General features: G+C 66.5%; 15 protein-coding genes and 1 tRNA gene. 13 read left to right on the forward strand and 3 right to left on the reverse strand.

Features of this window, described 5'->3' with window-relative positions; all coding sequences use genetic code 11:
• Positions 1–47: 47 nt before the first annotated feature.
• The 9 genes from CYJ22_RS09125 to CYJ22_RS09165 all read left to right on the forward strand — a co-directional run bounded on the left by CYJ22_RS09125 (position 48) and on the right by CYJ22_RS09165 (position 12,206).
• Entirely contained in the window at positions 48–3,818 is a 3,771-nt protein-coding gene (locus CYJ22_RS09125; protein ID WP_101602383.1) for a nitrate reductase subunit alpha, read from the forward strand.
• On the forward strand, positions 3,818–5,368 hold the full coding sequence (gene narH, locus CYJ22_RS09130; protein WP_007589372.1) for a nitrate reductase subunit beta: 1,551 nt from the start codon (positions 3,818–3,820) through the stop codon (positions 5,366–5,368). The genes CYJ22_RS09125 and narH overlap by 1 nt, the downstream gene beginning before the upstream one ends.
• Positions 5,365–6,054 (forward strand): nitrate reductase molybdenum cofactor assembly chaperone, encoded by a 690-nt coding sequence (gene narJ, locus CYJ22_RS09135; RefSeq protein ID WP_007589328.1) that lies wholly within the window; start codon positions 5,365–5,367, stop codon positions 6,052–6,054. Before narH ends, narJ begins: the two co-directional genes overlap by 4 nt.
• Before the next feature lie 5 nt (positions 6,055–6,059).
• Complete coding sequence (narI, locus tag CYJ22_RS09140; protein ID WP_101602384.1) at positions 6,060–6,836, forward strand: respiratory nitrate reductase subunit gamma; 777 nt, start codon at positions 6,060–6,062, stop codon at positions 6,834–6,836.
• Between the two features lie 302 nt (positions 6,837–7,138).
• A complete protein-coding gene (locus tag CYJ22_RS09145) occupies positions 7,139–8,134 on the forward strand; it encodes a MoaD/ThiS family protein (protein WP_101602385.1) in 996 nt (331 codons plus the stop codon).
• Between the two features lie 101 nt (positions 8,135–8,235).
• Positions 8,236–8,655 carry a molybdenum cofactor biosynthesis protein MoaE gene (locus tag CYJ22_RS09150; RefSeq protein ID WP_007589356.1) on the forward strand — a complete coding sequence of 140 codons (420 nt, stop codon included), beginning with the start codon at positions 8,236–8,238 and terminating at the stop codon, positions 8,653–8,655.
• A gap of 1 nt (position 8,656) precedes the next feature.
• A complete protein-coding gene (locus tag CYJ22_RS09155; RefSeq protein WP_101602386.1) occupies positions 8,657–9,481 on the forward strand; it encodes a HesA/MoeB/ThiF family protein in 825 nt (274 codons plus the stop codon).
• On the forward strand, positions 9,472–10,104 hold the full coding sequence (mobA, locus tag CYJ22_RS09160; protein WP_034496800.1) for a molybdenum cofactor guanylyltransferase: 633 nt from the start codon (positions 9,472–9,474) through the stop codon (positions 10,102–10,104). Before CYJ22_RS09155 ends, mobA begins: the two co-directional genes overlap by 10 nt.
• A gap of 74 nt (positions 10,105–10,178) precedes the next feature.
• Positions 10,179–12,206, forward strand: a complete 2,028-nt coding sequence (locus tag CYJ22_RS09165; protein WP_165782140.1) for an MBL fold metallo-hydrolase — start codon at positions 10,179–10,181, stop codon at positions 12,204–12,206.
• A 359-nt stretch (positions 12,207–12,565) separates the two neighbouring features.
• Here the strand turns inward: CYJ22_RS09165 and CYJ22_RS09170 are convergent, their stop codons facing one another.
• Positions 12,566–13,078 carry a molybdopterin-binding protein gene (locus tag CYJ22_RS09170; protein ID WP_007589345.1) on the reverse strand — a complete coding sequence of 171 codons (513 nt, stop codon included), beginning with the start codon at positions 13,076–13,078 and terminating at the stop codon, positions 12,566–12,568.
• A 343-nt stretch (positions 13,079–13,421) separates the two neighbouring features.
• Here CYJ22_RS09170 and modA point away from each other — a divergent pair, with 343 nt between their 5' ends.
• From modA to CYJ22_RS09190, 3 genes are all read left to right on the forward strand, one after another.
• Positions 13,422–14,222 (forward strand): molybdate ABC transporter substrate-binding protein, encoded by an 801-nt coding sequence (gene modA / locus CYJ22_RS09175; protein WP_101602387.1) that lies wholly within the window; start codon positions 13,422–13,424, stop codon positions 14,220–14,222.
• A gap of 9 nt (positions 14,223–14,231) precedes the next feature.
• Positions 14,232–16,217 carry an ABC transporter permease gene (locus tag CYJ22_RS09180; protein ID WP_101602388.1) on the forward strand — a complete coding sequence of 662 codons (1,986 nt, stop codon included), beginning with the start codon at positions 14,232–14,234 and terminating at the stop codon, positions 16,215–16,217.
• Between the two features lie 218 nt (positions 16,218–16,435).
• Complete coding sequence (locus CYJ22_RS09190) at positions 16,436–21,010, forward strand: acyl-CoA dehydratase activase-related protein (RefSeq protein WP_101602389.1); 4,575 nt, start codon at positions 16,436–16,438, stop codon at positions 21,008–21,010.
• A gap of 97 nt (positions 21,011–21,107) precedes the next feature.
• Here the strand turns inward: CYJ22_RS09190 and CYJ22_RS09195 are convergent, their stop codons facing one another.
• Together CYJ22_RS09195 and CYJ22_RS09200 are read right to left on the reverse strand one after the other, a co-directional pair.
• Positions 21,108–22,718, reverse strand: coding sequence for a glycoside hydrolase family 2 TIM barrel-domain containing protein (locus tag CYJ22_RS09195; RefSeq protein WP_165782141.1), 1,611 nt, complete (start codon positions 22,716–22,718; stop codon positions 21,108–21,110).
• Positions 22,719–22,980: 262 nt separating this feature from the next.
• The gene (locus tag CYJ22_RS09200; protein WP_007589337.1) at positions 22,981–24,981 is read right to left on the reverse strand and encodes an OPT family oligopeptide transporter; all 2,001 of its coding nucleotides are present in this window, start codon (positions 24,979–24,981) and stop codon (positions 22,981–22,983) included.
• 297 nt (positions 24,982–25,278) lie between these two features.
• On the opposite strand from CYJ22_RS09200, the gene CYJ22_RS09205 reads away from it, so the two are divergent.
• A tRNA-Ser gene (locus CYJ22_RS09205) sits at positions 25,279–25,368 on the forward strand.
• Positions 25,369–26,241: the final 873 nt, after the last annotated feature.

Below are 26,241 nucleotides of genomic sequence, written 5' to 3' on the forward strand. Positions count from 1 at the left end.
CCGACGGACCTGCCACTGCCTCGTCAATCGACTCTTAGGAGCACCCCATGACGAATCTCGAATCCGATATGACCTTCCCGACCTACGGCGGTGAGGTCAAGCCCGCGACCGGCGCGACCCTGTTTGCGCTCGGCTCGTGGCTGCGTCGCGGCAAGGCATCCGCCGACGCGCGCCAGCTCTTCCTTGAGGGCGGCCGCGACGGCGACTCCTTCTACCGCGACCGCTGGAGCTACGACAAGATCGTGCGCTCCACCCATGGCGTGAACTGCACGGGCTCGTGCTCGTGGAAGATCTTCGTCAAGGACGGCGTCATCACCTGGGAAACCCAGCAGACTGACTACCCGTCAACCGGCGCGGACATGCCCGAGTACGAGCCCCGCGGCTGCCCGCGTGGCGCGGCGTTCTCGTGGTACGAATACTCGCCGACCCGTATCAAGTACCCCTACGTGCGCGGCGTCCTGCTCGACATGTTCCGCGAGGCCAAGAAGCGCCTCGGGGATCCCGTCCACGCGTGGGCCGCGGTCGTCGAGGACCCGGAGAAGGCTCGCGCCTACAAGTCGCAGCGTGGCCGCGGCGGCATGGTCCGCGTGTCGTGGGAAGAGGCGATGGAGATCGTCGCCGCCGCCTACGTGCACACGATCAAGCAGTACGGCCCCGACCGCATCGCCGGCTTCTCGGTCATCCCCGCCATGTCGATGATCTCCTACGGTGCGGGCTCCCGCTTCCACGAGCTCATCGGCGCCACGATGCTGTCCTTCTACGACTGGTACGCGGACCTGCCTCCAGCCTCGCCTCAGGTGTTCGGCGACCAGACCGACGTGCCCGAGGCCGGCGACTGGTTCAACTCGCAGTACCTCATCATGTGGGGCACGAACCTGCCGCTGACCCGTACCCCCGACGCTCACTTCATGGCCGAGGCCCGCTACCACGGCCAGAAGGTCATCGTCGTGTCCCCGGACTTCGCGGACAACACGAAGTTCGCGGACGACTGGTTGCGCGTCCAGCCCGGCACGGACGGCGCCCTGGCGCAGGCCATGGGTCACGTCATCCTCAAGGAATTCCACGTCGGCAAGCGCGAGCCCATGTTCCTCGATTACATGAAGCGCTACACCGACGCCCCGTTCCTGGTGGAGATCAACGAGGTCGGCGAGGGCGCCCACGAGGGCATCGCCCCGACGACCCTGGTCCCCGGCAAGTTCCTGACGGCCGCCAAGATGCCCGCAGGCACGACCGAGCGCACCGAGAACAACCAGTTCCGTTCCCTCGTCATCGAGGCCGACGGCACGGTCAAGGACCCGGGCGGCACGCTCGCCGATCGCTTCGGCGAGGAGGGCGCCGGCCACTGGAACCTCAACCTGGATGGCGTCGAGCCCGTCATGTCCATCATGGACACGGACGAGTGGGAAGCCGCCCTGATCGCCCTGCCGCGCTTCGACCTGCCCGCGGCCCCCGGCCAGGCTTCGGTCGGCGGCGGCTACGTGAAGCGTGGCGTGCCCGCGCGCCGCGTCAACGGCCGCCTCGTGACGACCGTGTTCGACATCCTGCTCGCCCAGTACGCCGTCGAGCGTGAGGGCCTGCCGGGCCAGTGGCCCACCGATTACATGGACGCCTCCACGCCGGGTACCCCTGCGTGGCAGGAGGAGTTCACGTCGGTTCCCGCCGCCGCAGCCATCAAGATCGGCCGCGAGTTCGCGCAGAACGCGGTTGAGACGCAGGGCCGTTCCATGATCCTCATGGGCGCCGGCACGAACCACTACTACCACTCCGACGAGATGTACCGTACGTTCCTGGCGCTCACGGAAATGTGTGGCACCCAGGGCCGCAACGGCGGCGGCTGGGCCCACTACGTGGGTCAGGAGAAGGTCCGCCCGATCATGGGTTGGGGCTCCTTCACCTTCGCCCTGGACTGGGCACGCCCGCCGCGCCAGATGATCTCCACCGGCTGGTACTACATGACCACCGACCAGTGGCGCTACGACGGGGCCCCGGCCTCGGCTATGGCGAACCCGATCAAGTCCTCGCACCTGGACGGCAAGCAGCTGGTCGACACGCTCGTCGAGTCGGTTCAGCGCGGCTGGATGCCCTGCTACCCGACGTTCTCCAAGGGCTCGACCCAGCTGGGTCGCGAGGCCGCCGAGGCCGGCATGGCCCCCGCGGAATACGTGTCCCAGGAGCTGCGTGAGGGCCGCCTGCAGTTCGCGATCGAGGACCCGGACGCCCACCACAACGTCCCGAAGATCCTCGCGAACTGGCGTACGAACCTGCTCGGCTCGTCCGCGAAGGGCACAGAGTTCTTCCTGCGTCACATGCTGGGTACCGGCAACGAGGTCAACGCGCAGGAGCTGGAAGAGGGCAACCGCCCCGCGTCCGTCAACTGGCGTGAGGCTCACCCCGGCAAGCTCGACCTCATGTGGGTCGCGGACTTCCGTAACACCTCGACGACGCTGCACTCCGACGTCGTGCTGCCCGCCGCCACGTGGTACGAGAAGCACGACCTGTCCTCCACGGACATGCACCCCTTCATGCACTGCTTCGACGAGGCCGTGAACCCGCCGTGGGAGGCGCGCACCGACTTTGAGGTGTTCCAGACCCTGGCTCGCCTCGTCGGCCGCATGGCCCCCGGCCACCTGGACATCCAGACGGACGTCGTCGCCGTCCCGCTGGGGCACGACTCCCCGGACGCCATGACCATGGCGGATGGCGTCGTCCCCGAGCAGACGTGGACGCCCGGCAAGACCATGCCGAAGCTGGTCCCGATCGAGCGCGACTACAGGCAGGTCGGATACAAGTTCGACCGCATGGGACCGCTCCTGCCCAAGGCCGGCCTGGCCTCGAAGGGCGTGGCGTACAACGTGCAGGAGGCGTACGAGCAGCTCGGCGACCTCAACGGCCGCGCCCCCATGGACGGCAACGCCGGCGAGGGCATGCCGCTGTGCGACACCGCCATCAAGGCGGCGAACATGGCGCTGCGCTTCTCGGGCACCACGAACGGCTCGCTGGCCGTTCAGGGCTTCCGCACGCTGGAAAAGCGCGTCGGCAACGAGATGGCGTTCCTGGCCGAAGGTGACGAAGAAAAGAAGATCACCTACCAGGACACCGTCCTGCAGCCGCGCAGCGTCATCACCAGCCCCGAGTGGTCGGGCTCCGAGCACGGCGGTCGCCGCTACAGCGCCTTCGTGCAGAACGTCGAGTGCCGCAAGCCGTGGCACACGCTGACGGGCCGCCCGCAGTTCTACGTCGACCACGACTGGATGATGGACATGGGCGAGTCCCTGCCGATCTTCCGTCCCCCGCTCGACCTGGCGCACATCTACGGTGAGCGCCCCGTCGGCGACCACCGTCCCGGTCAGCCGGGTCAGGCCGAGGTCGCGGTGCGCTACCTGACGATCCACAACAAGTGGGCCATCCACTCCCAGTACTACGACAACCCGTACATGCTGACGCTGGGTCGTGGTGGCCAGACGGTGTGGATGAGCCCGCAGGACGCCGAGAAGATCGGCGTGCGCGACAACGAGTGGATCGAGGCGAAGAACCGTAACGGCACCGTGTCGGCTCGCGCCGTTGTCTCCCACCGCATCCCGGAGGGCACGGTGTTCATGCACCACGCCCAGGATCGCCAGATCAACACCCCGCTGAACGAGGAGTCCGGCAAGCGCGGCGGTACGCACAACTCGCTGACCCGAATCTTCATTAAGCCGAGCCACCTGGCCGGCGGATACGCGCAGTTCGCCTACGCGTTCAACTACTACGGTCCCACCGGCAATAACCGCGACGAGGTCACGGTTATCCGCCGCCGCTCCCAGGAGGTGCAGTTCTGATGAAGGTCATGGCTCAGATCGCGATGGTGATGAACCTCGACAAGTGCATTGGCTGCCACACCTGTTCGGTCACCTGTAAGCAGGTGTGGACGAACCGCGAGGGCACCGAGTACATCTGGTTCAACAACGTCGAAACCCGTCCCGGCGTGGGCTACCCCCGCGGCTGGGAGGACCAGAAGAAGTGGAAGGGTGGCTGGAAGCGCACCGCCACGGGCCGCCTCGTTCCCCGTCAGGGCGGACGCGTCGCCTCGCTCGCGAAGATCTTCGCGAACCCGACGCAGCCGACCATGAAGGACTACTACGAGCCGTGGACGTACGAGTACGACAAGCTGCTCCAGGCGCCCGCGAACTCCCGCGCGATCCCGACGGCCCGCGCGAAGTCCAAGATCACGGGCGAGCACATCGACAAGCCCGAGTGGGGCCCGAACTGGGACGATGACCTCGGTGGCTCCATGGAGACCCTGGATCAGGACCCCGTCCTGCACCAGATGAACCTCCAGGTCGCCAAGACCATCGAAGACGCGTACATGTTCTACCTGCCTCGCATCTGCGAGCACTGCCTGAACCCGACCTGTGTGTCGGCGTGCCCCTCGGGCGCGATGTACAAGCGCTCCGAGGATGGCATCGTCCTGGTCGACCAGGATCAGTGCCGCGGCTGGCGCATGTGCGTGTCCGCCTGCCCCTACAAGAAGGTCTACTTCAACCACAACACGGGCAAGGCCGAGAAGTGCACGCTGTGCTACCCGCGCCTCGAGGTCGGCCAGCCGACCATCTGCTCGGAGACCTGCGTGGGTCGCCTGCGCTACATGGGCGTGCTGCTCTACGACGCGGACCGCGTCACCTGGGCCGCCTCCCAGGAGGACGAGCGCGACCTGTACCGCGCCCAGCGCGAGATCCTGCTCGACCCGAACGACCCGCAGGTGGTCGCCCAGGCTCAGGCCAACGGCGTTCCCCACTCGTGGATCACGGCCGCCCAGCAGTCCCCGATCTGGAAGCTCATCACCGAGTACGAGGTCGCCCTGCCGCTGCACCCCGAGTTCCGTACCCTGCCGATGGTCTGGTACGTGCCGCCGCTGTCCCCGGTCGTCGACCAGGTGACCGCGTCCGGCAGCGACGGCGAGGACCACAAGGTCCTGCTGTCCGCCATCTCGCAGATGCGTATCCCGCTGGAGTACCTGGCCGGCCTGTTCACGGCCGGAGATACGGCTCCCGTGGAGCTGGCGCTGCGTCGCCTCGCCGCGATGCGCTCCTACATGCGCGACGTCTTCGTCGACAACCCGACGAACGAGGAGATCCCGGCCTCCGTGGGCATGACCCCGGAGAAGGTCAAGGAAATGTACCGACTGCTGTCGATCGCCAAGTACGACGACCGCTTCGTCATCCCGACCGCCCACCCCGAGATGCCGCGCGGCATCAAGGAGCTCGAGGGCTGCCCGGTGTCCTACGACGTCGAGGCCTTCCACGGCCTGGCCCCCGCCACGTCGAACCGCCCGATGGGTGGCTCGTCGCCGGAGGGACGCCAGATGCTCCCTCTTGAGGTCGTTCGATGAGTACTTTCGTCGGCATTCCGCGTATTCCTACGGCCGCTCCGGAAACGGAGATGGATCCGCAGGACGCGCGCGGCGTGCGCATGGCGGTCTCGGTCCTCCTGGACTACCCGGGGGATGACTTCGAGACCAAGCTGGACGCGGTCGAGGAGGCTCTGGCGGACCTGCCGGAGCCGGCCTCGGCGTCCCTGGCCTCGTTCGTGAGCTACGCTCGCGCCGCTGGCCTGCGCGCCATGCAGACCACCTACGTGGAGACGTTCGACCAGCGCCGACGCTGCGCGCTCGGCCTGACGTACTACACGCACGGCGACACCCGCGGACGCGGCCAGGCCATCCTGGCCTTCAAGGAGATCCTGCGTCGCGCCGGTTTCGAGATGGAACGCGAGGAGCTTCCCGATCACCTGCCGGTGGTCCTGGAGTTCGCGGCCTTCGACGAGACCGGCACGGCCGAGGGCCTGCTGCGCTCCAACCGCGAGGGTATCGAGGTGATCCGCACGGCGCTGCGCGCCACGGACTCCCCGTACGCGCCGCTGCTGGACGCTCTGGTCGCGACGCTGCCCGAGCCGGACGAAAAGACCATTGAGGGCTTCCGTAAGCTCATTAGCCAGGGGCCGCCCACCGAGCTGGTGGGCGTGGGCGATCTGTCTGCGACGCCCTTCCCGACTTCCGATTCAACGATGGGACGGTAACGTTCATGGAATCCGCACTTTTGCATGCCGCGTCTGCATCCCAGACGCAGTCGCTGTCCTTCCTGGACATTGCCCTGTGGGTGGTCCTGCCGTACGTGTCCTTCGCGATCCTCATCGTGGGTCTCGCGTGGCGCTACAAGACCGACCAGTACGGGTGGACGTCTCGTTCCTCGCAGTGGAATGAGCCGACCATCCTGCGCTGGGCCTCGCCGCTGTTCCACTTCGGCGTCCTCTTCGTGTTCTTGGGCCATATCCTCGGCCTCGTGATCCCGAAGACCTGGACCGAGGCGGCTGGCGTGCCTCAGCACGTCTACCACCTGATGGCGACGATCCCCGGTACGATCGCTGGAATCATGACGATCGTTGGCCTCGCGCTGCTGATCTACCGTCGAGCGGTGGTCAAGTCGGTTCGCGTGGCGACGACCCGCATGGACATCGTCACCTACGTGATGCTGGCGATCCCGGTGCTCCTGGGCGGGGCGGCGACCCTGCTCAACCAGGTGCTCGGTGGGCACGAGGGCTACGACTACCGCGAGACGATCTCCGTCTGGTTCCGCTCGATCTTCTATCTCCACCCGCAGGCGCACCTGATGGTGGATGTGCCCCTCAGCTTTAAGCTGCACATCATCGCGGGCCTGCTGCTGTTCTGCATCTGGCCGTTCACTCGCCTCGTACACGCGGTGAGTGCGCCGGTCGGCTACGTGGCGCGTCCCCCGGTGATCTACCGGTCGCGCGACGAGCGTCGCACGCACGAGCTCACGCGCGGCGGTATGTCGGACTGATCGATGGCCGTGCCCGCCGCGGCCCCTCGCTCTTTGGTGAGGCTGTGGCGTGGTGATCGGCAGACGCGGGGGCGAGCGCAGGCTCGCCTCCGCGTCTTTATCGGGGGTTCCCGCGTACTCATCTGTATGAATAGAGCGATAGACCCCGCGTAATACGACCGACTGTTGGTATTGGCCGTGCGGGTGGCTGTCTGTGATGGGTAGAATAAAGCGCGCTTTGTTAGTAACGTAACAGCTTTAATGCCGTATGGAGATGCCTATGAAGGGTATTTCCGCTGATTATGAGGGAGAGAGGATACGTCATGAGTGATACCTCCCGTGCTCGGCCTCTGGCTGAAACGCTCGCCGCAATGGCAGCGTTGACCCCTGCACAGCACACGCTCTTGGAACGCATCTCGCACCATGCGATGCCCGTGACCGTGGCGGAGTTGGCTCAGGAAGCTGGCTTGCACGTCTCGAGCGTGCGCGAGACCCTTGAGGGCCTGTTCGCCCTTGGCCTCGTGGAAAAGCAGCAGCTCCCCTCGTCCGGCCGTGGCCGCCCCGCGCTGGGCTATTCGACGATGACCCCGGCGGACCCCTCGTTTGCGGCGCAGATGCTGCACCAGCTCACGTCGTCGCTGCTGGCCTGGCTGCGCGTTGACGCGGTCGACCCGGCGGCTTCCGTGCGTGAGATCGGCTCGCGCTGGGCGGACGCCGCCCTCGAGACGATGGCGGTGCCTGATCACAGCCACAATGCGAACCGTCGTCCCGTGCGCGACACCTTCAACATCGCGTCGCACCTGGGCAAGGTGCGCCTGTTCATGAACGCCATGGGTTTTGCGTCCATCCCGCACGACACTGATCCGATGGCGGTCGTCCTGACGGCCTGCCCGTTCACCGAGCCGGGCACCCCCGACGACCTGGCCCTCGAGCTGCGCCGCGGCATCGTCGAGCGTGTGTTCGAGCGGACGGCGACCGGTTTTGCCACCTGGTCACTGGAGAGTGATCCCGAGGATCCTCTGCGCCTGACCGTCTATATTCGACGGCTTGACGAGGCAAACCCGAAGCCGCTGTCGACGACCCTTCACTTCTTCGGTGGAGCGGCTGAGGCGGCCGGTGGGTACGTGCGAGAACTGCCCTCCGATGAGACCCCCGCGACCCTGCGTGAACTCATCGATCAGCTCAGCTCAGAGAGCCCTGAGCTGGCGCGAATCCTCGGTGTGTCGAGCTACCTGGTCAACGAGCGCTCTGCTCGTCTGGACGCTGAGCTCGCGCCCGGCGCGCGCGTCGACGTGCTGCCTCCGTTCGCCGGCGGGTGAGATTTTTTAGTCATTTGTGTGGGGCGGTCAGGGTTGTAAAATAATCCTGGCCGCTCCCTCGTAAGATGAGGGGGAAGGCATTCCCGTCCCTGGAGGGTCCCATGTCAGCTGAGATTGCAACCGGCATCACCGATGAGCCGCTGGATACTGGCGCGCTGATTGATAGCGCACGTCGGGATACGTGTGGTGCTGTGGCGTCCTTTATTGGGGTGGTGCGTAACCACGACGGCGGAGAGAGCGTGGACGCGATCGAGTATTCCTCGCACCCCTCGTCGCAGCAGATTCTGCGGGACATCGTCATGGAATTCAAGGATCGTCCGGGCGTGCATTGCATCGTCGCGTGGCACCGCGTGGGGCATTTGGAGATCGGTGAGGATGCGATGGTCGTCGCCGTCGCTGCGGAGCATCGCGCTCAGGCGTTCCGCGCGGTCGAGGCCATCGTCGAGGACGTGAAGGCGAAGCTCCCGATTTGGAAGAAGCAGGAATTGACTGACGGCTCGCACAACTGGTCGGGTCTGTGAGATGACGATCGGCGATCCTTTTTCCCGTGATGCAGCCGTTTCGGGGCGCGCCGTCGCGCTTCCGCTGATCAATCAGCCCGTCCCGTACGAGGCCGGGGACCCCGCGCTGGAGCGTTTCCGTCGCAATTGGCTAGTGTCCGGTATTGGCGAGGCCGGTCAGGCGCGCCTGGCGGCCGCGCGCGTGCTCGTGGTGGGCGCGGGCGGCCTCGGCTCCCCCGTCCTCCTGTACCTGACGGCGGCGGGCATCGGCACGATCGGCATCTGCGACTCCGACGTGGTCGAGGTGTCGAACCTTCAGCGTCAGCTCCTGCACGGCGAGGGTGACGTGGGGGATCCGAAGCCGGATTCTGCGGTGCGTCACCTGAGTGGGCTGAACTCCTCGGTGCATTTTGAGCGCTACGGGCACGTGACCCGCGAGTGGCTGGACGAGCATGGCCGCGAGTGGGACCTGATCGTCGAGTGCACGGATAGCTTTGACTCGAAGTACCTGGTGGCGGACTACTGTGCGGATTCCGGCGTCCCGCTGGTGTGGGGCACGGTCGTGTCGATGGCCTTCCAGGTGAGCGTGTTCTGGTCTGCGGCACCTGCCCCCGTGCCGTCGCTGACGCTGCGGAGCCTGCACCCGGTCAAGCCTGCCCCCGGGACGACCCCGGCCTCGCCGAAGGTTGGCGTGCTTGGTCCCGTGGTCGGCCAGGCGGGCACCGCGATGGCGACGGAGGCTATCAAGCTGCTGGTGGGCTTCGGTGAGCCGCTGATCGGGCGCGTCCTCATGACGGATGCGGCGACGCAGCGCGCCGACGTGCTGACCTTCGCCCCGTGGGACTGAGTCCCGTGGCCGCCCCGCGCGCTGATGTCGCCGCGCTCGTCGTCGGCGGCGGTGGGGGAGAGCGCCTGGGTGGCGTCTCCAAGCCGGATCTGACGCTGGGTGGCGTGCGCTTGCTTGACCGCGTGTGCGCGGCCTTGATAGAGGCGTGCGGCGCAGGGTGTGTGGCTGTTGTGCCGCCCAGTGTGCGCGTCCCCGACGGTGTCCTGCGTACCCTTGAGGATCCGCCGAGCGGCGGCCCGCTGGCCGGTATCGACGCGGGCTTGCGCGCGCTCGGCGTCGGCGACGACGTCCTCGTCGTGGTTGTTTCGGTTGATGCTCCCGGCGTGGGTGCTTTGCTGCCCGCCCTCTTGGAGCCTGCGTTGGGTGAGGGGGTCGAGGGGCGCATCGTGCGCGGCGGTGATCCGGAGCCTTTCGATCAGTACCTGATGGGCGTCTATCGTGCGGGTGCGCTGCGGCGCGTCCTCGACGAGGCCGTGGCCGCCCTCGGGTCGGTCCGCGGAGTGGGGGTGCGCCGGGTGCTACGCGCCCTCGAGGTCGAGCGGGTGAGTGTGGGCGCCGATGTCTGCCGGGATATCGATACCCCAGAGGATGTCGCCTGGTGGGAGAGCTTTCTGGGCAACTGATTTGTCGGTAACGCACCTTTGGGTGTAGGTTTAGCTAGTAAGTATCTGGTGGCCTATCCCACTAAGGCGTGCTCATGAACCTTCGTTACGGACAACTGTGGCAACGACTCGGACTGGCAGTGCTGTCAGGAATCCTCGTCGCCTCCCTCGCTCCCGCCACTGCCGCTGCTCCTGCAGACGGCCAGGATATGCATGGTGACATGGAGTCTGCCGACCTCGATACGTCGAGCTCCGACTCCGATGTCTCCTCCCCCGCCACTGTGCAGGACCGCGCGGCCGCGGAGGAAACCGAAAGCGCCGATGAGGCCACGGCCTCGGCCGAGGAAGAAAGCGTGGACGGCGTCGACGCGCAAGTCTACACCTTCCCCGGCGTGGACGGCCCCACGCGCATTCACGTGCTATCAACCCACTCGTCGGACGCGATCCTGCTCGAGTCGAAGGGCGTCTTCGGCATGATCGACGGCGGAGAGGGCTACGGAGCGCCGGATGGTAGTGACCCTCGCTACCCGCTACGTTATGCTGTCATTCCCGCGTCGTCTGGGGAGACGGACTTCGTCCTTGGCTATATGTCCAACCACGGCGTCACCTCCTCGAACCTCGCCTTCTACCTCGGCACGCATGCCCACTCCGATCATATCGACAACGCGGACGAGATCATCAGGAAGTTCCGTCCGAAGGTCATTCTCAGCCCCGAGTATTCCGACGCGTGGATCACAGATGAATCGCGCCTGTGGGATAACCAGTGGGTCTATGACAACATGATGGCGGCTGCGCGCTGGGCGCAGGGTGCGTATGGGGCATCAATCGTGCAGAACGTCCATGACTACAACACTCACATCACGCTGGGTGATATGGATGTCCAGATTCTCCCCACGGATCCCGCTGAAAACTACAAGAAGACAGGGGTGCGCGACGCAAACCTCATCGCGTATACGGCCAAGGTGAGCGCGTTCGGGCGTTCCGCCTATTTGGCCGCCGATCTCGAAGCAGGCGGCGGTTATGAAGATCGCCTCGCCCCGATTATTGGCCACGTCGACATGCTCAAGGCTGGCCATCATGGTCTGCCGACTTCTAACTCTGTTGCTTTCGTGAAGGCGCTGAGTCCTTCCATGATCGCTCAGACCGGGCCGGAGTGGTACACGCCCGACAATCTGACGCAGAGTGTCATTGGCGGAAACTCATCGTGGGTGCCGATGATGGACCTCTGGTCGAGCGCGCATATTCCTGCGCTCATTGCTACCTTCGGTCCCTCCGGTATTTCATATAACGATCTATCCTCTGCCTCGTGGGGACATGAGTATGGTGCGCTGAGTCCGCGCGCCTGGTGGTTCGTGGGCGGGCGTCCCTCGGCCACGAACGGCTGGTGGAAGGGTGCTAGCGGCAACTGGTACTACTTCGCTGGGCGGGCTTCGTCTGTAGTTAGTCAGTGGGTGTATGACGGGGGCCAGTGGTACTGGATGGATGCAACGGGTGCGATGGCAACCGGGTGGATCCATGATGGCAAGTCCTGGTACTACCTGGATTCTGCAGGGCATCCCAGCTCTAGTGGTTGGAAGTGGATTGATGGTGCCTGGTACTACTTAGACGCGGGTCGGGCGCGTACCGGATGGATGTTTGACCGTGGCCAGTGGTACTGGCTCGATAGCATCAATGCAAAGATGGCCACAGGGTGGACCCAGGTGGATGGCCAGTGGTACTACATGGGCAGCAGCGGGGCCATGGCCACCGGATGGATGAGTAGCGGTGGCACCTGGTACTACCTGAGCGGTAGCGGTGCGATGGTCACCGGCTGGGGTCGGGTGTCGGGTTCCTGGTACTACTTCAGCGCGACTGGTGCGATGATGACCGGCTGGTTCCAGGATGGCTCCACCTCCTGGTACTACGCGGGTTCCTCCGGCTCGATGATGACGGGCTGGCTGAACTCCGGCGGCGCCTGGTACTACCTGAGCTCCTCTGGAGCGCTGGCGACCGGCTGGGTCCTGGATAGCGGCGCCTGGTACTACATGGACGATACGGGAGCCATGGTCACCGGCACCCGGGAGATTGAGGGTCGTTCCTCGACCTTCTCCCTGTCGGGACGCTGGATCGGGTACGCCTCCTAACCGAGGAACCGGCGATTATCCTCACGAAGCGCCGCCCGCCGCGTATTGACGCAGGTGGGCGGCGCTTGCTGCCTGTACTGTGAAGACAGCATCCCCACGTGAAAGGCTCGCCATGACGCTTCCTCGCGCCCGCCTCGCAGCGGCCCTGACGATGACCGTCGCGGCCTCCGCGGCCTCGTTCGTTTCTGGTGTCCGGGGCCTCGTATGGCCCCCACAATTCCGCATGCAATTCCCATGTCAACCTTTTGAGATTTGAAATGGGAATGTTGGTATTTCAACGTTTTCTCGGTGCCTAAGAAAATTCAGGGAAGCCAAATTGCATGCGACATTGGAGGGAGGGAAGGAAGGAGGGAGGGGAGTCAGCGCTGCTCGTCGAGCTGGTGGAAGATCGCGGTGAGCAGGGGCGTGACCACCTCGAGGGTGTCGAGTGCGCCGCCTCGCGAGCCGGGCGAGGAGATGATGAGTGCGCCCGAAGAGTCGCGCGCGGTCACGCCGACGACCTCGCGGGACAGGCCCGACAGGGGGGTATTGGCGAGGCCGTGTGCGCGGATCTGCTCGGCGATGCCGGGAATCTCGACCTCGATGATCGAGCGGACGACCTCGGGCGCGTAGTTGCCCACGCCGAAACCCGAGCCGCCCAGGACCAGGATGAAGCGCACGCCGGCCTCGAGCGCGTCGCGAATCTCCGTCTCGAGGATGTCGGCGCTCTCGGGGATCGCCGCGACCGTCACGGGGCCCAGGCCGGCCTCGGCCAGCGCCGCCGTGCAGGCGGGGGTCGCCCGGTCCTCCTTCGTGCCGCGCTGGATGCGGTCGGAATAGGTGATGACGTGGGCGCTGATCTGGCTGAGGTCGTAGTCGACAGGCTTGGGCATGGTGTCCTCCGAGAATGATGCGTACGAATGTGATCCTAGTCCCTTCCTCGTGGTGAGGTGGGGCTTAGAGCTGAGCGTGGTCGCCAGGTGATTTTGTGCGTGCGTGGCCCGAGGGAAAAGTGGCGTCTGGGTATCCGTGCGCGCTGATGTACGGTTGCCGGGATTTGCGCGCGGCGGTATATCCCGATTTATGACGGGAGGAAGCAAGTTAAATTGCTTTCCAGATTTCCCTGGCATTAAAAGCAAAAGTAACAATTTGGGTGCGCTCTTGCGAACCGTTGCAAGGTGATCGCGCCCCTTGTTAGATTTAACTCGTTCGATTCCCTCTCAAAAGGAGATATGAGTGCGTTCCCTCCGCATCCTCCCCGCCATCGGCACCGCCGCCCTGGCCCTCGCCGCCTGCACCTCCGGCTCCACCCCCGCCGCCGACTCCACGGCCTCGTCCGAGGCGACCCAGCCCGCCGCTGAGCAGACCGTCCTCAACGTCTACGCCGCCGCCTCCCTCACCGAGACCTTCGGCGAGCTCGAAGAGATCTTCGAGGAAGCCAACCCCGGCGTGGACGTGCGCTTCAACTTCGCGGGATCCCAGGACCTCGTGACCCAGCTCGGTGAGGGCGCGGACGTCGACGTCCTGGCCACCGCCAACGAATCCACCATGAAGAAGGCCGCCGACGCCTCCCAGGTCGACGCGCAGACCATCTTCGTCACCAACACCCTCACGCTCATCACGACGCCCGGCAACCCGGCGGGCGTGACCGGCCTCGACTCCTCGCTCGACGGTGTCAAGCTGGTCGTCTGCGCGCCCGAGGTCCCCTGCGGAAAGCTCACCAAGACCCTCACCGAAAAGCTGGGTGTGACCCTGAACCCCGTCTCCGAGGAGCAGGCCGTCACCGACGTGCGCGGCAAGGTGTCCTCCGGCCAGGCCGACGCCGGCATCGTCTACAAGACCGATGCCCTCGCCGAGGGCGACGCCGTCGAGACCGTCGCCATCCAGGGCGCCGACGAGGCCGTCAACAAGTACCCGATCGCCCTCGTGAGCGCCTCGACCAAGAAGGATCTCGGCCAGAAGTGGATCGACCTGGTTCTGTCCGCTGAGGGCCAGAAAATCCTCGAAGACGCGGGCTTCACGCCCGCCGCGAAGTAACATCGACGCGTGAAGTCACGCAGGACGCCCGCCGTCAGCCCCCTGCCCCTTTGGGCGGGGGGCCTCGGCGCGCTCGCCCTGTGCTTCCTGGTCCTGCCCCTGGCCTTCATGCTGGGGCGCGTCAACTGGGCCACCCTCGGCGCGACCCTCGCGACGCCGGAGGCTCGCGACGCCCTCGGCCTGTCGCTGCGCACGTGTCTGATGGCCCTCGGCGTGGACCTCCTCCTCGGAGTCCCTGCGGCCCTCGTGCTGTCCCGCTCGTGGCGGGGCGTGCGCGCAGCCCGCATCCTCGTCGCCCTGCCGCTCTCGCTGCCGCCCGTCGTCGCGGGCATCGCCCTACTTGCGGCCTTCGGCAGGCGCTCGACCCTCGGGGCGCTCCTCAGCGGGGCCGGCCTCGACATCGCCTTCACGACAACCGCCGTCGTCATCGCCCAGGTCTTCGTTTCCCTGCCCTTCCTCATCGTCACCCTCGAGTCCGCGCTGCGCGCCCGCGAGCAGGGGCTCGACGAGATGGCCTCCTCCCTGGGGGCCTCGCCCACGCGCGTGTTCTGGCAGATCACCCTGCCGACCGTCCTGCCCGGCCTCGGGCGCGGCGCCGCCCTCGCGCTGGCCCGATGCCTCGGCGAGTTCGGCGCGACCCTCACCTTCGCGGGATCCATGCAGGGCGTCACCCGCACGATGCCCCTCCAGATCTACCTGGCCCGCGAATCCGACGCGGACCTGGCCCTCGCGCTCGGCATCGTCCTCCTCGGCGTCGCGGCCGCCGTCGTCGCGCTCACGGAAACCCCGTGGGGACGCCTCGCCTCCCTCCTTCGATCGACGAGGTCCGGGTTGGTTGCCGCTCCCGCTGACCCTTCCGCTCGCTCCCCCGAGGCCCCCGCCGCGCTCGCGGGAGAAGCGGGGGAGAGCGTGACCGTGCGCGTCGCCGGAACCGTGGCGGCGCGCGGATGGGACGTGGACGCGGAGCTCCGCCCCGGCCTCGTCACCGCCGTCGTCGGCCACAACGGCGCCGGAAAGTCGACGCTCGCCCAGGTGATCGCCGGGACCCTGCGCCTGGATAGCGGGACCGTCAGCATCGGCGAGCGAGTCGTCGATGATGCCGCCACGTTCGTGCCCGCGCGCCGCCGCGGTGTCGCCATGGTCTCCCAGGCGCCCCGCATCTTCACCCACATGAGCGTGGCTGCCAATGTCTCCTTCCCCCTGCGCGTGCGCGGGGTGGGGCGCGCCGAGGCCCGGGCCGCCGCCCTCGAACAGCTGCGCGCCGTGGGGATCGCCGACCTCGCGAGCAAGCGCGCCTCCGACCTGTCGGGCGGCCAGGCAGCCCGCGTCGCGATCGCACGCGCCCTCGTCTTCCGCCCCGAGGTCCTCATCCTCGACGAGCCCACGGCCGCCCTCGACGTCGAGGCCACCGCCCAGGTCTCCGCCGTTCTACGCGAGCGCCTGGCGGGTTCCGGCATTACGACCCTGCTGGTCTCACATGACATCGCCGAGGTCCTCTCCCTCGCCTCCCACATGATCGTCATGGGGGAGGGGCGCATCGTCGAGGAGGGCGAACCCGCCCGCGTGCTCGCATCGCCCGCGTCGGTGTTCGCGGCCCGCCTGGCCGGGCTCAACATCGTGAGTGGGCCTCCTGTGGCGCGTCCCGGCATGGTCGGCGTGCGCGTCGGCGACGGGGCGCTGTGGGCGGCTTCCGACAGCGTTGCCCCTGGCGAGGAGTCAGCGCGCGTCGCCCTCACCTTCCCGCCCGAGGCCGTGGCCCTGTCCCGCGAGGAGGCCCACGCCTCGCCGCGCTCCGTCCTACCCGGCGTCGTCGCGGGCATCGATGTTGACGGCTCCCTCGTCAGCGTGCACGTCGCGCTCGCAGAGGGCGTATCGGTGACCGCCCGAGTCACTGCCGCCGCCTGGTCCGAGCTGGGCCTCGGCGTCGGCGAGGGCCTGTGGGTGAGCGTCAAGGCCACCCAGGTCCGCGCGATCCGCGTCGCGCCGACCTCCTGATTGTTTCACTGTCTGACGGTGGCGCGAATTTTGTCACGCTTCATATGTTGTAATTCTTGCTTTTTGCATGAGCGGGGTCCGCACCCCCAAAATGGGGAACATAGCCTATTTTCGCGGTTATTCTGCGGTTTTAATCGCCGCGTACCAGCAGTCGGTGGACAGCTTTGACTCTGCGTGAAGGGTTTCCTAAGTTGTGATGAGAACCCAGGAGGTACCTCATGACAACACAGGGTCACCACGAGGCAACGCGCCCCTATCAGCTCGGCATCGACGTCGGCTCGACGACGGTGAAGGCCGTCGTTTTGGACGGGAATCGCCGCCTTTTCTCCGACTACCGCCGCCACAACGCCGATGTGCGCGCATCCCTGGGGGCCCTCCTCGCCGACGTCGAGCGCGCCCTGCCCGGCGCCCGCGTCCACGCGGCCATCACCGGATCCGGCGGCCTGACGACCGCTCGCGCCATGGGGATCCCCTTCGTCCAGGAGGTCATCGCGGGCACCGAGGCCACCCAGCGCCTCCACCCCGAAGTCGACGTCGTTATCGAGCTGGGCGGCGAGGACGCCAAGCTCACCTACCTGCACCCCACTCCCGAGCAGCGCATGAACGGCACGTGCGCGGGCGGCACCGGCGCGTTCATCGACCAGATGGCGACCCTCCTGCACACGGACGCCGCGGGCCTGGGAGAGATGGCGACCCGCCACACGCAGCTCTACCCGATCGCGTCGCGCTGTGGCGTCTTCGCCAAGTCCGACATCCAGCCCCTCATCAACCAGGGCGCCGCCCACGAGGACCTGGCCGCCTCCATCTTCAACGCCGTCGCCACCCAGACCATCGCCGGCCTGGCGTGCGGGCGCCCGATCCGTGGAACCGTCATGTTCCTCGGCGGCCCCCTGCACTTCCTCCCCGCCCTGCGTGAGGCCTACAAAGCCCTCCTGCCCAAGGCCGACTCCTTCGTCACCCCCGACGACGCCCAGCTGTACGTCGCGATCGGCGCGGCCCTCCTCGCCGAGAAGGAGGCCGCCAAGAAAGCGCGCCAGGCCGAGGAATCGGGTGCCACCTCCGTCGACTCCCGCGGTGACAAGCTCACCACCCTCATGGAGCGCCTAGCCGCCGCGCCCGTGCAGGTCGAGTCCCCGCGCATGGCCCCCCTCTTCGCGACCCCCGAGGACCGCGAAGAGTTCATGGCCCGACACAGCCTCGACGTCATCCCCAAGGCCAGCCTCGACGAGGCCGAGGGACGCTGCTGGCTCGGCATCGACGCGGGCTCCACGACGATCAAGGCCGTCGTCATCGACTCCCAGGACCGCATCGTCTTCACCCACTACGCCTCCAACGAGGGCGACCCCGTGGCCGCGGCCGTCGACATCGTGCGTGCGGTGCGAGGCGCGTTGCCCGAGGGCTGCGAGATCGGCCGCTCGTGCGCGACCGGCTACGGCGAGGGCCTCGTCAAGTCCGCCCTCACCATGGACGAAGGCGAGATCGAGACGATGGCGCACTACCGCGCCGCCGAGTTCATCTGCCCCGGCGTCACCTCCGTCATCGACATCGGCGGCCAGGACATGAAGTACCTGCGCATCCGCGACCACGCGGTGGACTCCATCTCCGTCAACGAGGCCTGCTCCTCAGGCTGCGGCTCCTTCCTGCAGACCTTCGCGCAGACGATGGGCACCGACGTGCGCTCCTTCGCGCGCATGGCCATGGAATCCGAATCCCCCGTGGACCTGGGCACCCGCTGCACGGTGTTCATGAACTCCTCCGTCAAGCAGGCGCAGAAGGAAGGCGCCGATGTGCGCGACATCAGCGCCGGCCTGTCATACTCCGTCGTGCGCAACGCCCTCTACAAGGTCATCAAGCTCAAGGAGCCCTCGGACCTGGGTGAGCGCGTCGTCGTCCAGGGCGGCACCTTCCTCAACGACTCGGTGCTGCGCGCCTTCGAGCTGCTCACTGGCCGCGAGGTCGTGCGCCCCGACATCGCCGGCCTCATGGGTGCGTACGGCGCGGCCCTGACCGCGCGCATGCACGACACGGGGGAGGGGACCTCGTCCCTGGCGACGATCGAGGCCCTCGAGGGCTTCAGCGTGGATACGATGCGCAAGACCTGCCGCCTGTGCCAAAACCACTGCCAGATGACGATCTCGACGTTCTCCAACGGCGAGCGCCACGTGTCGGGCAATCGCTGCGAGCGCGGCGCTTCCCTGGAGCGCGTGCCCAAGAAGTCGGAGCTGCCCAACCTCTACGACTGGAAGTACAAGCGGATCTTCGGATACCGCCGTCTCACCGAAAAGAAGGCGTTCCGCGGCGATATCGGCATCCCGCGCGTTCTCGGCATGTACGAGAACTACCCGTTCTGGTTCACGATGCTCACCGAGCTCGGTTTCCGCGTCATGATCTCGGGCCGCTCCAACCACGACCTCTTCGAGACCGGCATGGAGTCCATCCCCTCGGAGAACGTGTGCTACCCGGCCAAGCTGGTCCACGGACATATCGAGTCCCTGCTGGACAAGGGCATCACGACGATCTTCTACCCCTGCGTCGACTTCGAGCAGAAGCTCACCGAGTCCGAAAACTCCTTCAACTGCCCCATCGTGGCGACCTACCCCGAGGTCATCCGCAACAACATGGAGCGCCTCTTGGAGCCGGGCACAAAGTTCATCAGCCCCTTCGTCAACTTCGGCAACCGCGAGTACCTGCCCGCCCACCTGTCCAAGACCTTCAAGCAGTACGGCTACGACATCCCGGTCGAGGAGATGAAGGCCGCCCTCGACAAGGCCTGGGAGGAGGACGCCGCCGTCAAGGCCGAGATTCGCGCGAAGGGCGTCGAAACCATCGAATGGATGCGTGAGCACGGCGTGCGCGGCATCGTGCTCGCGGGCCGCCCCTACCACCTCGACCCCGAGATCAACCACGGCATTCCCGAGGTCATCGTGGGCCTGGGTATGGCCGTCCTCACCGAGGACTCCATCGTGGACGCGCGCCTCGAGCGCCCCCTGCGCGTCCTCGACCAGTGGTCCTACCACTCGCGCCTCTACGAGGCCGCCGCCCGCGTCGGCGACGAGCCCGACCTTGAGATGGTCCAGCTCAACTCCTTCGGCTGCGGCGTCGACGCGATCACCGCCGACCAGGTCCAGGAGATCCTCGAGGGCCGCGGCGACGTGCACACCGTGCTCAAGATCGACGAGGTCTCCAACCTGGGCGCCGCCAAGATCCGCCTGCGCTCCCTCGACGCGGCGATCACCGAGCGCGCCTCCCTCGCCTCCGCGATCGACGAGGCCGGGGCCGGGGACGGCGACAACGGCGCGGATGGAGCGGAACTGGCCCCCGCCTCGTCCGTGGGCCTGGTGTCGGGCTCCGTCGACACCGCCACCCTGCGCGACCCCTCCGGCGACGCCGCCCGCGAGGAGGAGGCCGGGCACATCCAGCCCCGCGCCGTCTTCACCGAGGAGATGCGCGAGGCCGGATACGAGATCCTCGCCCCCCAGATGTCCCCGATCCACTTCCGCTTCCTCACCCCGCTGTTCGCGAGCGCGGGCCTGAAGGTGCGCGTCCTGGAGCACACGAGCCGCACCTCCATGGAGGTCGGCCTGAAATACGTCAACAACGACTCGTGCTACCCGGCGATCGTCGTCATCGGCCAGCTCCTCGACGAGTTCATCTCCGGGCGCGCCGACCCCGACCGTACCGCCGTCGGCATCACGCAGACGGGCGGCATGTGCCGCGCCAGCAACTACGCGGCCCTCCTACGTAAGGGCCTGCGCGACGCCGGATACCCGCAGGTGCCGGTTATCGCCCTGTCCGTCCAAGGTATCGAGGACAACCCCGGCTTCCACCTGGGCGTCGCCCACCTCCACAAGGCCATTCAGGCCTTCGTCATCGGCGACGCCATCCAGTCGATGCTGCTGCGCGTGCGCCCCTACGAGGCCACCCCCGGCTCCGCGATGGACCTGTACCGCATGTGGGACGGCTACGTCCAGGAGTGGATCACCTCGGGACGCGTGGCCGCCCTCGGTGGGCGCGTTTCCTACGGGAAGATCATCCGCGAGTGCGTGCGCGCCTTCGACGCCCTGCCCCTGCGCGACATTCCGCGCAAGCCGCGCGTCGGCCTGGTCGGCGAAATCCTCGTGAAGTTCCACCCCGATGCCAACAACCACGCCGTCGACGTCATCGAGGCCGAGGGCTGCGAGGCCGAACTGCCCGGCCTCATGCAGTTCTTCCACAACTCCGTGGCCACCGCCGCGTGGGACAAGGAGAACCTGGGTATCGAGGGCAAGCAGCGCTACATCATGCCGATCGTTTTGTGGGCGCTCAAGAAGTACGAGAAGCCCGTGCACCGCGCGTTTGCCGCGACGAACGGCAAGTTCGAGGCGCACCGGCCCATCGAAGAGATGATCGAGCGCTCCCAGGACATTGCGCGCCTGGGCAACCAGGCCGGCGAAGGCTGGTACCTGACCGCCGAAATGGTCGACATGATCGAACACGGCTGCCCGAACATCATCTGCGCCCAGCCCTTCGCGTGCCTGCCTAACCACGTCGTCGGCAAGGGCATGTTCCGCGCGCTGCGCACCCGCTACCCCGAGGCCAACATTGTGGCCGTCGACTACGACCCGGGTGCCTCCGAGGTCAACCAGCTCAACCGCATCAAGCTGATGCTGGCCACCGCCCTGCAGGACCCGCAGGCACGCGACGGCGACGTCCTGCAGCTCGTGGACGCCGAAGAACCCGCGTCATGCGGCGGGTCCGGTTCGGTCATGCTCGGCATGCCGACGATCCCGAGCAGGCGGGCGGCCTTCCGCTGACTCAGCCGAGACGCTGAGAGGGGGACGGAGCTGGCAGGCTCCGTCCCCTTCGCGTGCACACCTCCTCGTGCGCACTGTCCCCGGCCTCGTCCGATGTTTACGGCGCGGGCATGACCCCGCGACCGATCTCAAACCCAGCCGGCGCCCAGCCCGTCCCGTACGACAGACGCACCGACACCTCGCGCATGCCCGAGGCTGGCCACGCCACCGGGAGAAACCCCGTCTCCCCGGGTGCGACGTCTAGGAACGCCGGGTACTCCCACGTGACGCGGCCGTCTTCGACGACGCGGCACAGGAACTCCAGGTCGGACGTCGGCGTGAAGGTCATGTGATTGCGAACCGTCACCCCCGAATACGAGGGCGCCACCGTCACCGGCGCGTAGTGCAACTCCTCGGCGCGCACCTCGCTCAGCAGCGGGAAGTCCGTGTCCGCGTATTCCGGGCGCGTCGGATCCAGCGCGCGGGCGGTGCGGATCTCCTCGTCCTCCTCGCCCACGTTCCACGCAATGACGCTCGGGTGGGCGCGATCCCGGCGGATCATCGCCTCGATCGCCTCGTCGCGCGCGACTCCAGGCTCGTACATCGTCGACGCCCGGCCAATGATGTACAGGCCGTACAGGTCCGCCAATTCGTAGAAGCGCGCGTGCGCGGGCCCCTGCTCGATCGCAACCGCGTTCACGCCGTGGCGCTTGCACCACACGATGTCCTCGACCATGTCCTGCAGGCCCACCGCGAGCCCAGTGGGACCATCGCACTCGTTGCGGCGCACGCCGCGCAGCGTCAGCGGGCGGCCGCCCAGGCGCAAGCCCTCGGGGGTCGCCGTCAGATCCCGAAAGCCCACCTGCAGGGCGATCGTGTCCTGCGTGCCCGCCTCCTCGTCGCTCAGTGTCACGACCAGCGTGTACAGCACCGGCTCCTCCGCACTCCACGGAAGCACGTCCAAGCCGCTCGCCTCCAGCACCTCGCCGGCGGGCGCGCTCGCGGACCATATCTCCTGCTGCTCCGCTTCACCAAGCAGTGCCGCGCGCACGCTCGAGTTGTTCGACTCCGCCGAGGTCTCGATGCGCAGCCGCACGCTCCCATTCCTGCCATCGTGCGAGGCCTGGGGGATCAGGTCGACGATGTGCGCGGCTGGGCGCGCCTCCAGCGACACCTCGCGGAACAGGCCGTGGCAGCACGCCGGAGAATCCATGAGAAGCACGGCGATCGCGTGGGTGTGCGTCGGCTGCAGCGCGTCCGTCACGTCGAAGGCGGTGGGGATGAAACCGTCCGCGCAAAAGCCCACGAACGTTCCGTCGACCCACGCGTACAGGGGACCCGTGAAACCACCGAAGGTCAGCGTCATGGTCCAGCCGCGCTCTGCCGCGTCCTTGAGGGGCGCGTCAAGGATGAACTCACGGCGCAGGATCGAGGCGCGCACCCGGTCCGGGCCCCCCTCCTCGTCCAGCCTGCGGGCCTCTTCCTCTCGGCGCACCCATGCGCCGTCCATCTCCAGCACGCCGGGCACCGACGTCGCCTCGAAATCACGCTGAAGGGGAGTGCGCTTGATCAACTCGGCGGGAGTGCCAGACGCACCCGTGACCTGCCAGGTGCTGGACAGCATTTGAAGCGGCCTGCGCGACCTCCACGTCGAGTGCACCGTCAGGCGGTTCACCGACGCCCCCGGGTCCCGCAGCCATGCAACGTCTGGTTCCGGGATGTGCTTCATGTAATAAAAGTACCATTTAATGATTGGTCATGAAATGGCAATATTTTCGAAATGTGGGCAAATGTGCCTTGACATGCGGAATATCTACGGGTGACAAGTGGGACGGAGACCACATCGTGGGATTTATGGTCACGTGGATGGACATAAACCCCGTTCCCGGGAGGTGACGCGCGGGCATAATGAACCCCGGCCTCGTCCCTGAGAGGAGGAACGAGGCCGGGGCTGATGCGTAGCGGGGGTATCCCGCGCGCTTAGTGCATGCTTACTTCGCGGCGGACTCGCGATCCGAGTCGCGCGTGATCTTACGGGCGAAGCGGTAGAGCAGCCACGTCGCGCCCGCGAAGAACACGAGGCCCAGCACGTTCGCGATCGGTGTGAAGCCATCGCCGATGAATGGCAGCGCCAGCGGCGACTCCGAGCCCGTCGCGCCCGCGATGCCTGCGTAGACGACGCCGAACAGGGACTCGCCCACGATCAGGCCGGTCGCAGCCAGCGTGCCGAAGCGCTTCGCGCGCTCCACGTCCGCCTGCTTATCAGCCCACCTGTTGTACAGGAAGCCAACGAGCGCACCGATCGGGATCAGGACCGTCAGGGAAGCGGGCAGGTAAATGCCCATGCCGACAGCCAGCGGGGGCAGGGCGAGCTTGCCCTTCGATGCGGGGCGCAGGATCTCGTCAATGATGATGACGACAACGCCGATCGCAGCGCCGATACCCAGGAGCTTCCAGTCGATGCCGCCGCCGAGCACACCCTTGGCGAGCGAGGAAATCAGCGAGGCCTGCGGGGCCGCCAGCGCGTCCGGTCCGGCGCCAGGAGCGCCCTGGAAGCCGAAGGAGTTCTGCATGAGCTCCAGGACCGGGGGAATGATCAGCGCGCCGAAGACGACGCCGATAACCAGGGCGACCTGCTGCTTCCACGGGGTTGCGCCCACCAGCTGGCCCGTCTTGAGGTCCTGCAGGTTGTCGTTTGCGATCGTCGCAATGCAGAAGACGATGGCCGAGGTGAAGAGCGTGTAGGCGATGAGCGCCGTGTTCTCTTCCGTGGTCGAGCCGCGGCCGTGCACCGCCAGGATGACGACCGCAGTGATGACGACGACCAGCAGGCCGACACCGGAGACCGGCGAGTTCGACGAGCCGATCAGGCCGGCCATGTAACCGCAGACCGCCGCAACCAGCAGGCCGGCGAGCAGAATAAAGAGAACCGAAATGGCGATCAGAACAGCCGTATTGTGCTCGATCTGCGTGCCGCGCATGAACCACCACAGCAGGCCGGCGATCGGAATCATGGCCACGAAGATGGAGACGATGACCCACTTGCCGGGAATGTCCTGCTCGGTGCGGTCGACCTGCGCGCCGTCCTCCTTTGTGCCGCGCGAGGCGCGCAGCGACTCGGACATGCCGCGGGCGATCGGGCCCATGATCTTGATGAGCGTCCAGATAGCGGCGACCGCCATGACGCCCGCGCCGATGAAACGCACGTCCGACTTGAACACCGTGGACAGGGCTGAGGTCAGGTCCTCGGCGCCCTCCAGCTGGCCGTTCGCGTACAGGGGCAGCAGGACACCGTAGGAGGTGACCATGCCGATCAGCATCGCGATGCCGACCGTCATGCCGACAAGGTGGCCCACGCCGATCAGAGCGAGAGACAGGGAGGTGGAAATCATCGTGCCCGTCGAGCCAATCCTGAAGGCCGTGCCAACCTCGGAGGCCACAACCTTCATGTAGCCCAGAAGCGCCATCGCGGCCGAGGCCAGGGCGCCCCAGGTGATCGCCAGGAGGCCGCGCTTGTTGTCCTCGCCCGCATCCTGGGCGTCGCCGACCTTCAGAATCTCAGCGCCTGCCACACCCTCCGGGTAGGGCAGATCCGAGCCGGTCACGAGCGCACGGCGCAGGGGGATCGAGTACATGACGCCCAGCGCACCGCCGACCGCACACACGAACATGGTCTCCCAGTAGGGGAAGCCGCTCCACCAGCCGACAATCACGAGGCCGGGGAGAACGAAGATGACCGCCGACAGGGTGCCGGCCGCCGAGGCGATGGTCTGGACGATGTTGTTCTCCTGGACCGTGTGGTCGCCCCAGAAGCGCAGAACCGCCATCGAGATGACGGCTGCCGGGATCGACGTTGCAAACGTCAGGCCGACCTTCAGACCCAGGTAGACGTTCGCGGCCGTGAACAGCAGCGTAATAATGCCGCCGAGGATGATGCCGCGGAGGGTCAGTTCTTTGAGCGACGTTTGCTTCGTCGCGTTTGGCGCAGACACGAAAAATCCTTTCGCTGCCTTGAATAGATACCCTGCAAGAGTAGTGCATTTATGAGTGGTCGTGAATGGTATGCGGTTACTTCATCTCGTTTTCAATCAATCTAAACGGTGAGGTCGTGTCCGTTTCATGTGCGGTGTGTGATCCTGTGGCTGTGTGGCTCTGGTTGTCGGTTGTGGTGTGGCCCGGCTTCTGGACTGCTGTGTGGCCCTGCTTTCAGGCTGCGGTGTGGCCCTGCTCCCAGCCCACCCGGTCGATTTGCGCGCGCGGGGGGAGGGTGTAGTAGAGTATCCGGGTAAGGTAGCGTGTCCGAGCGGCCGAAGGTGCAGCACTCGAAATGCTGTGTGGTGTCACAGCCACCCTGGGTTCAAATCCCAGCGCTACCGCCACTGCCGCCCGGCCCCATTGGGGCCGGGCGGTTTTGTTATGCCGACGCGGCGTGCGTGGGTTGCTTGTGACGCCGCTGGTGGGCCGGGCTGCTTTGTGTGCCCGTGGGCGGCGGCCCGCCCGCAGTGCCTTGTTTGTGGCCCCGCTGGTGTTCCGGGCGCCGGAGGGCCCGGCTGTGGGGCCGGGCTGCTTGGTGTGCCCGTGGGCGGCGGCCCGCCCGCGAGCCGTCCGCGCCGCGAGCTTCGCTCGGCGCGTCGCCTCGAAGCCCGGCCAGGCCCCGCCACCGCCCACGGGCACCGCAGCCAGGCCCCTCACGGCCCTCCGGCGCCCTTCACACCGGTGGGACCTGGTGTGTTGACGTGTGGCTTGGCGCGTCGGCTCGTTGTCCGGGCAGGCCCCGACGCCGCCCGCGGGCACCGCAGCCTGTCTCCTACTTGAACCCCATCTCTGGCAGCCAACCCTAACGCACATCATTTCTGCGCCCACACCCAATTTCGCATGCAATTCCCCCACACCCCTTTCAAATTCGAAAATCAGATCGTTGGAATTGCAACGTTTTCAGACTTTATTGAAACTTAACCCAATCGAATTACGTGCGACTTTTCTGAGGCAGTCCCAGCCACCACCCACGGGTGCCGCAACCAGGCACTGACACGCGGCATGGGGGTATCGGTCTCATCGAGGCACTCCACGGCAACCACCGCCACTTCCAGCGAGCCTCCATGGAAGAAATATCGCCCCAGCAGGGCGCCCCACCGCTTGACTCACGTCCTCAGTGGGTCAAGTCCTGTGGAGTGGTGTAATCGTTTTGTGTCCTTCGGAGTGGGTTATGCGGTGAGTTTGAGTGTGGTGTCCTCCTGTTGGGTGGGTTGGGG

Source organism: Schaalia odontolytica (assembly GCF_002847525.1).
Classification (GTDB): domain Bacteria; phylum Actinomycetota; class Actinomycetes; order Actinomycetales; family Actinomycetaceae; genus Pauljensenia; species Pauljensenia odontolytica_B.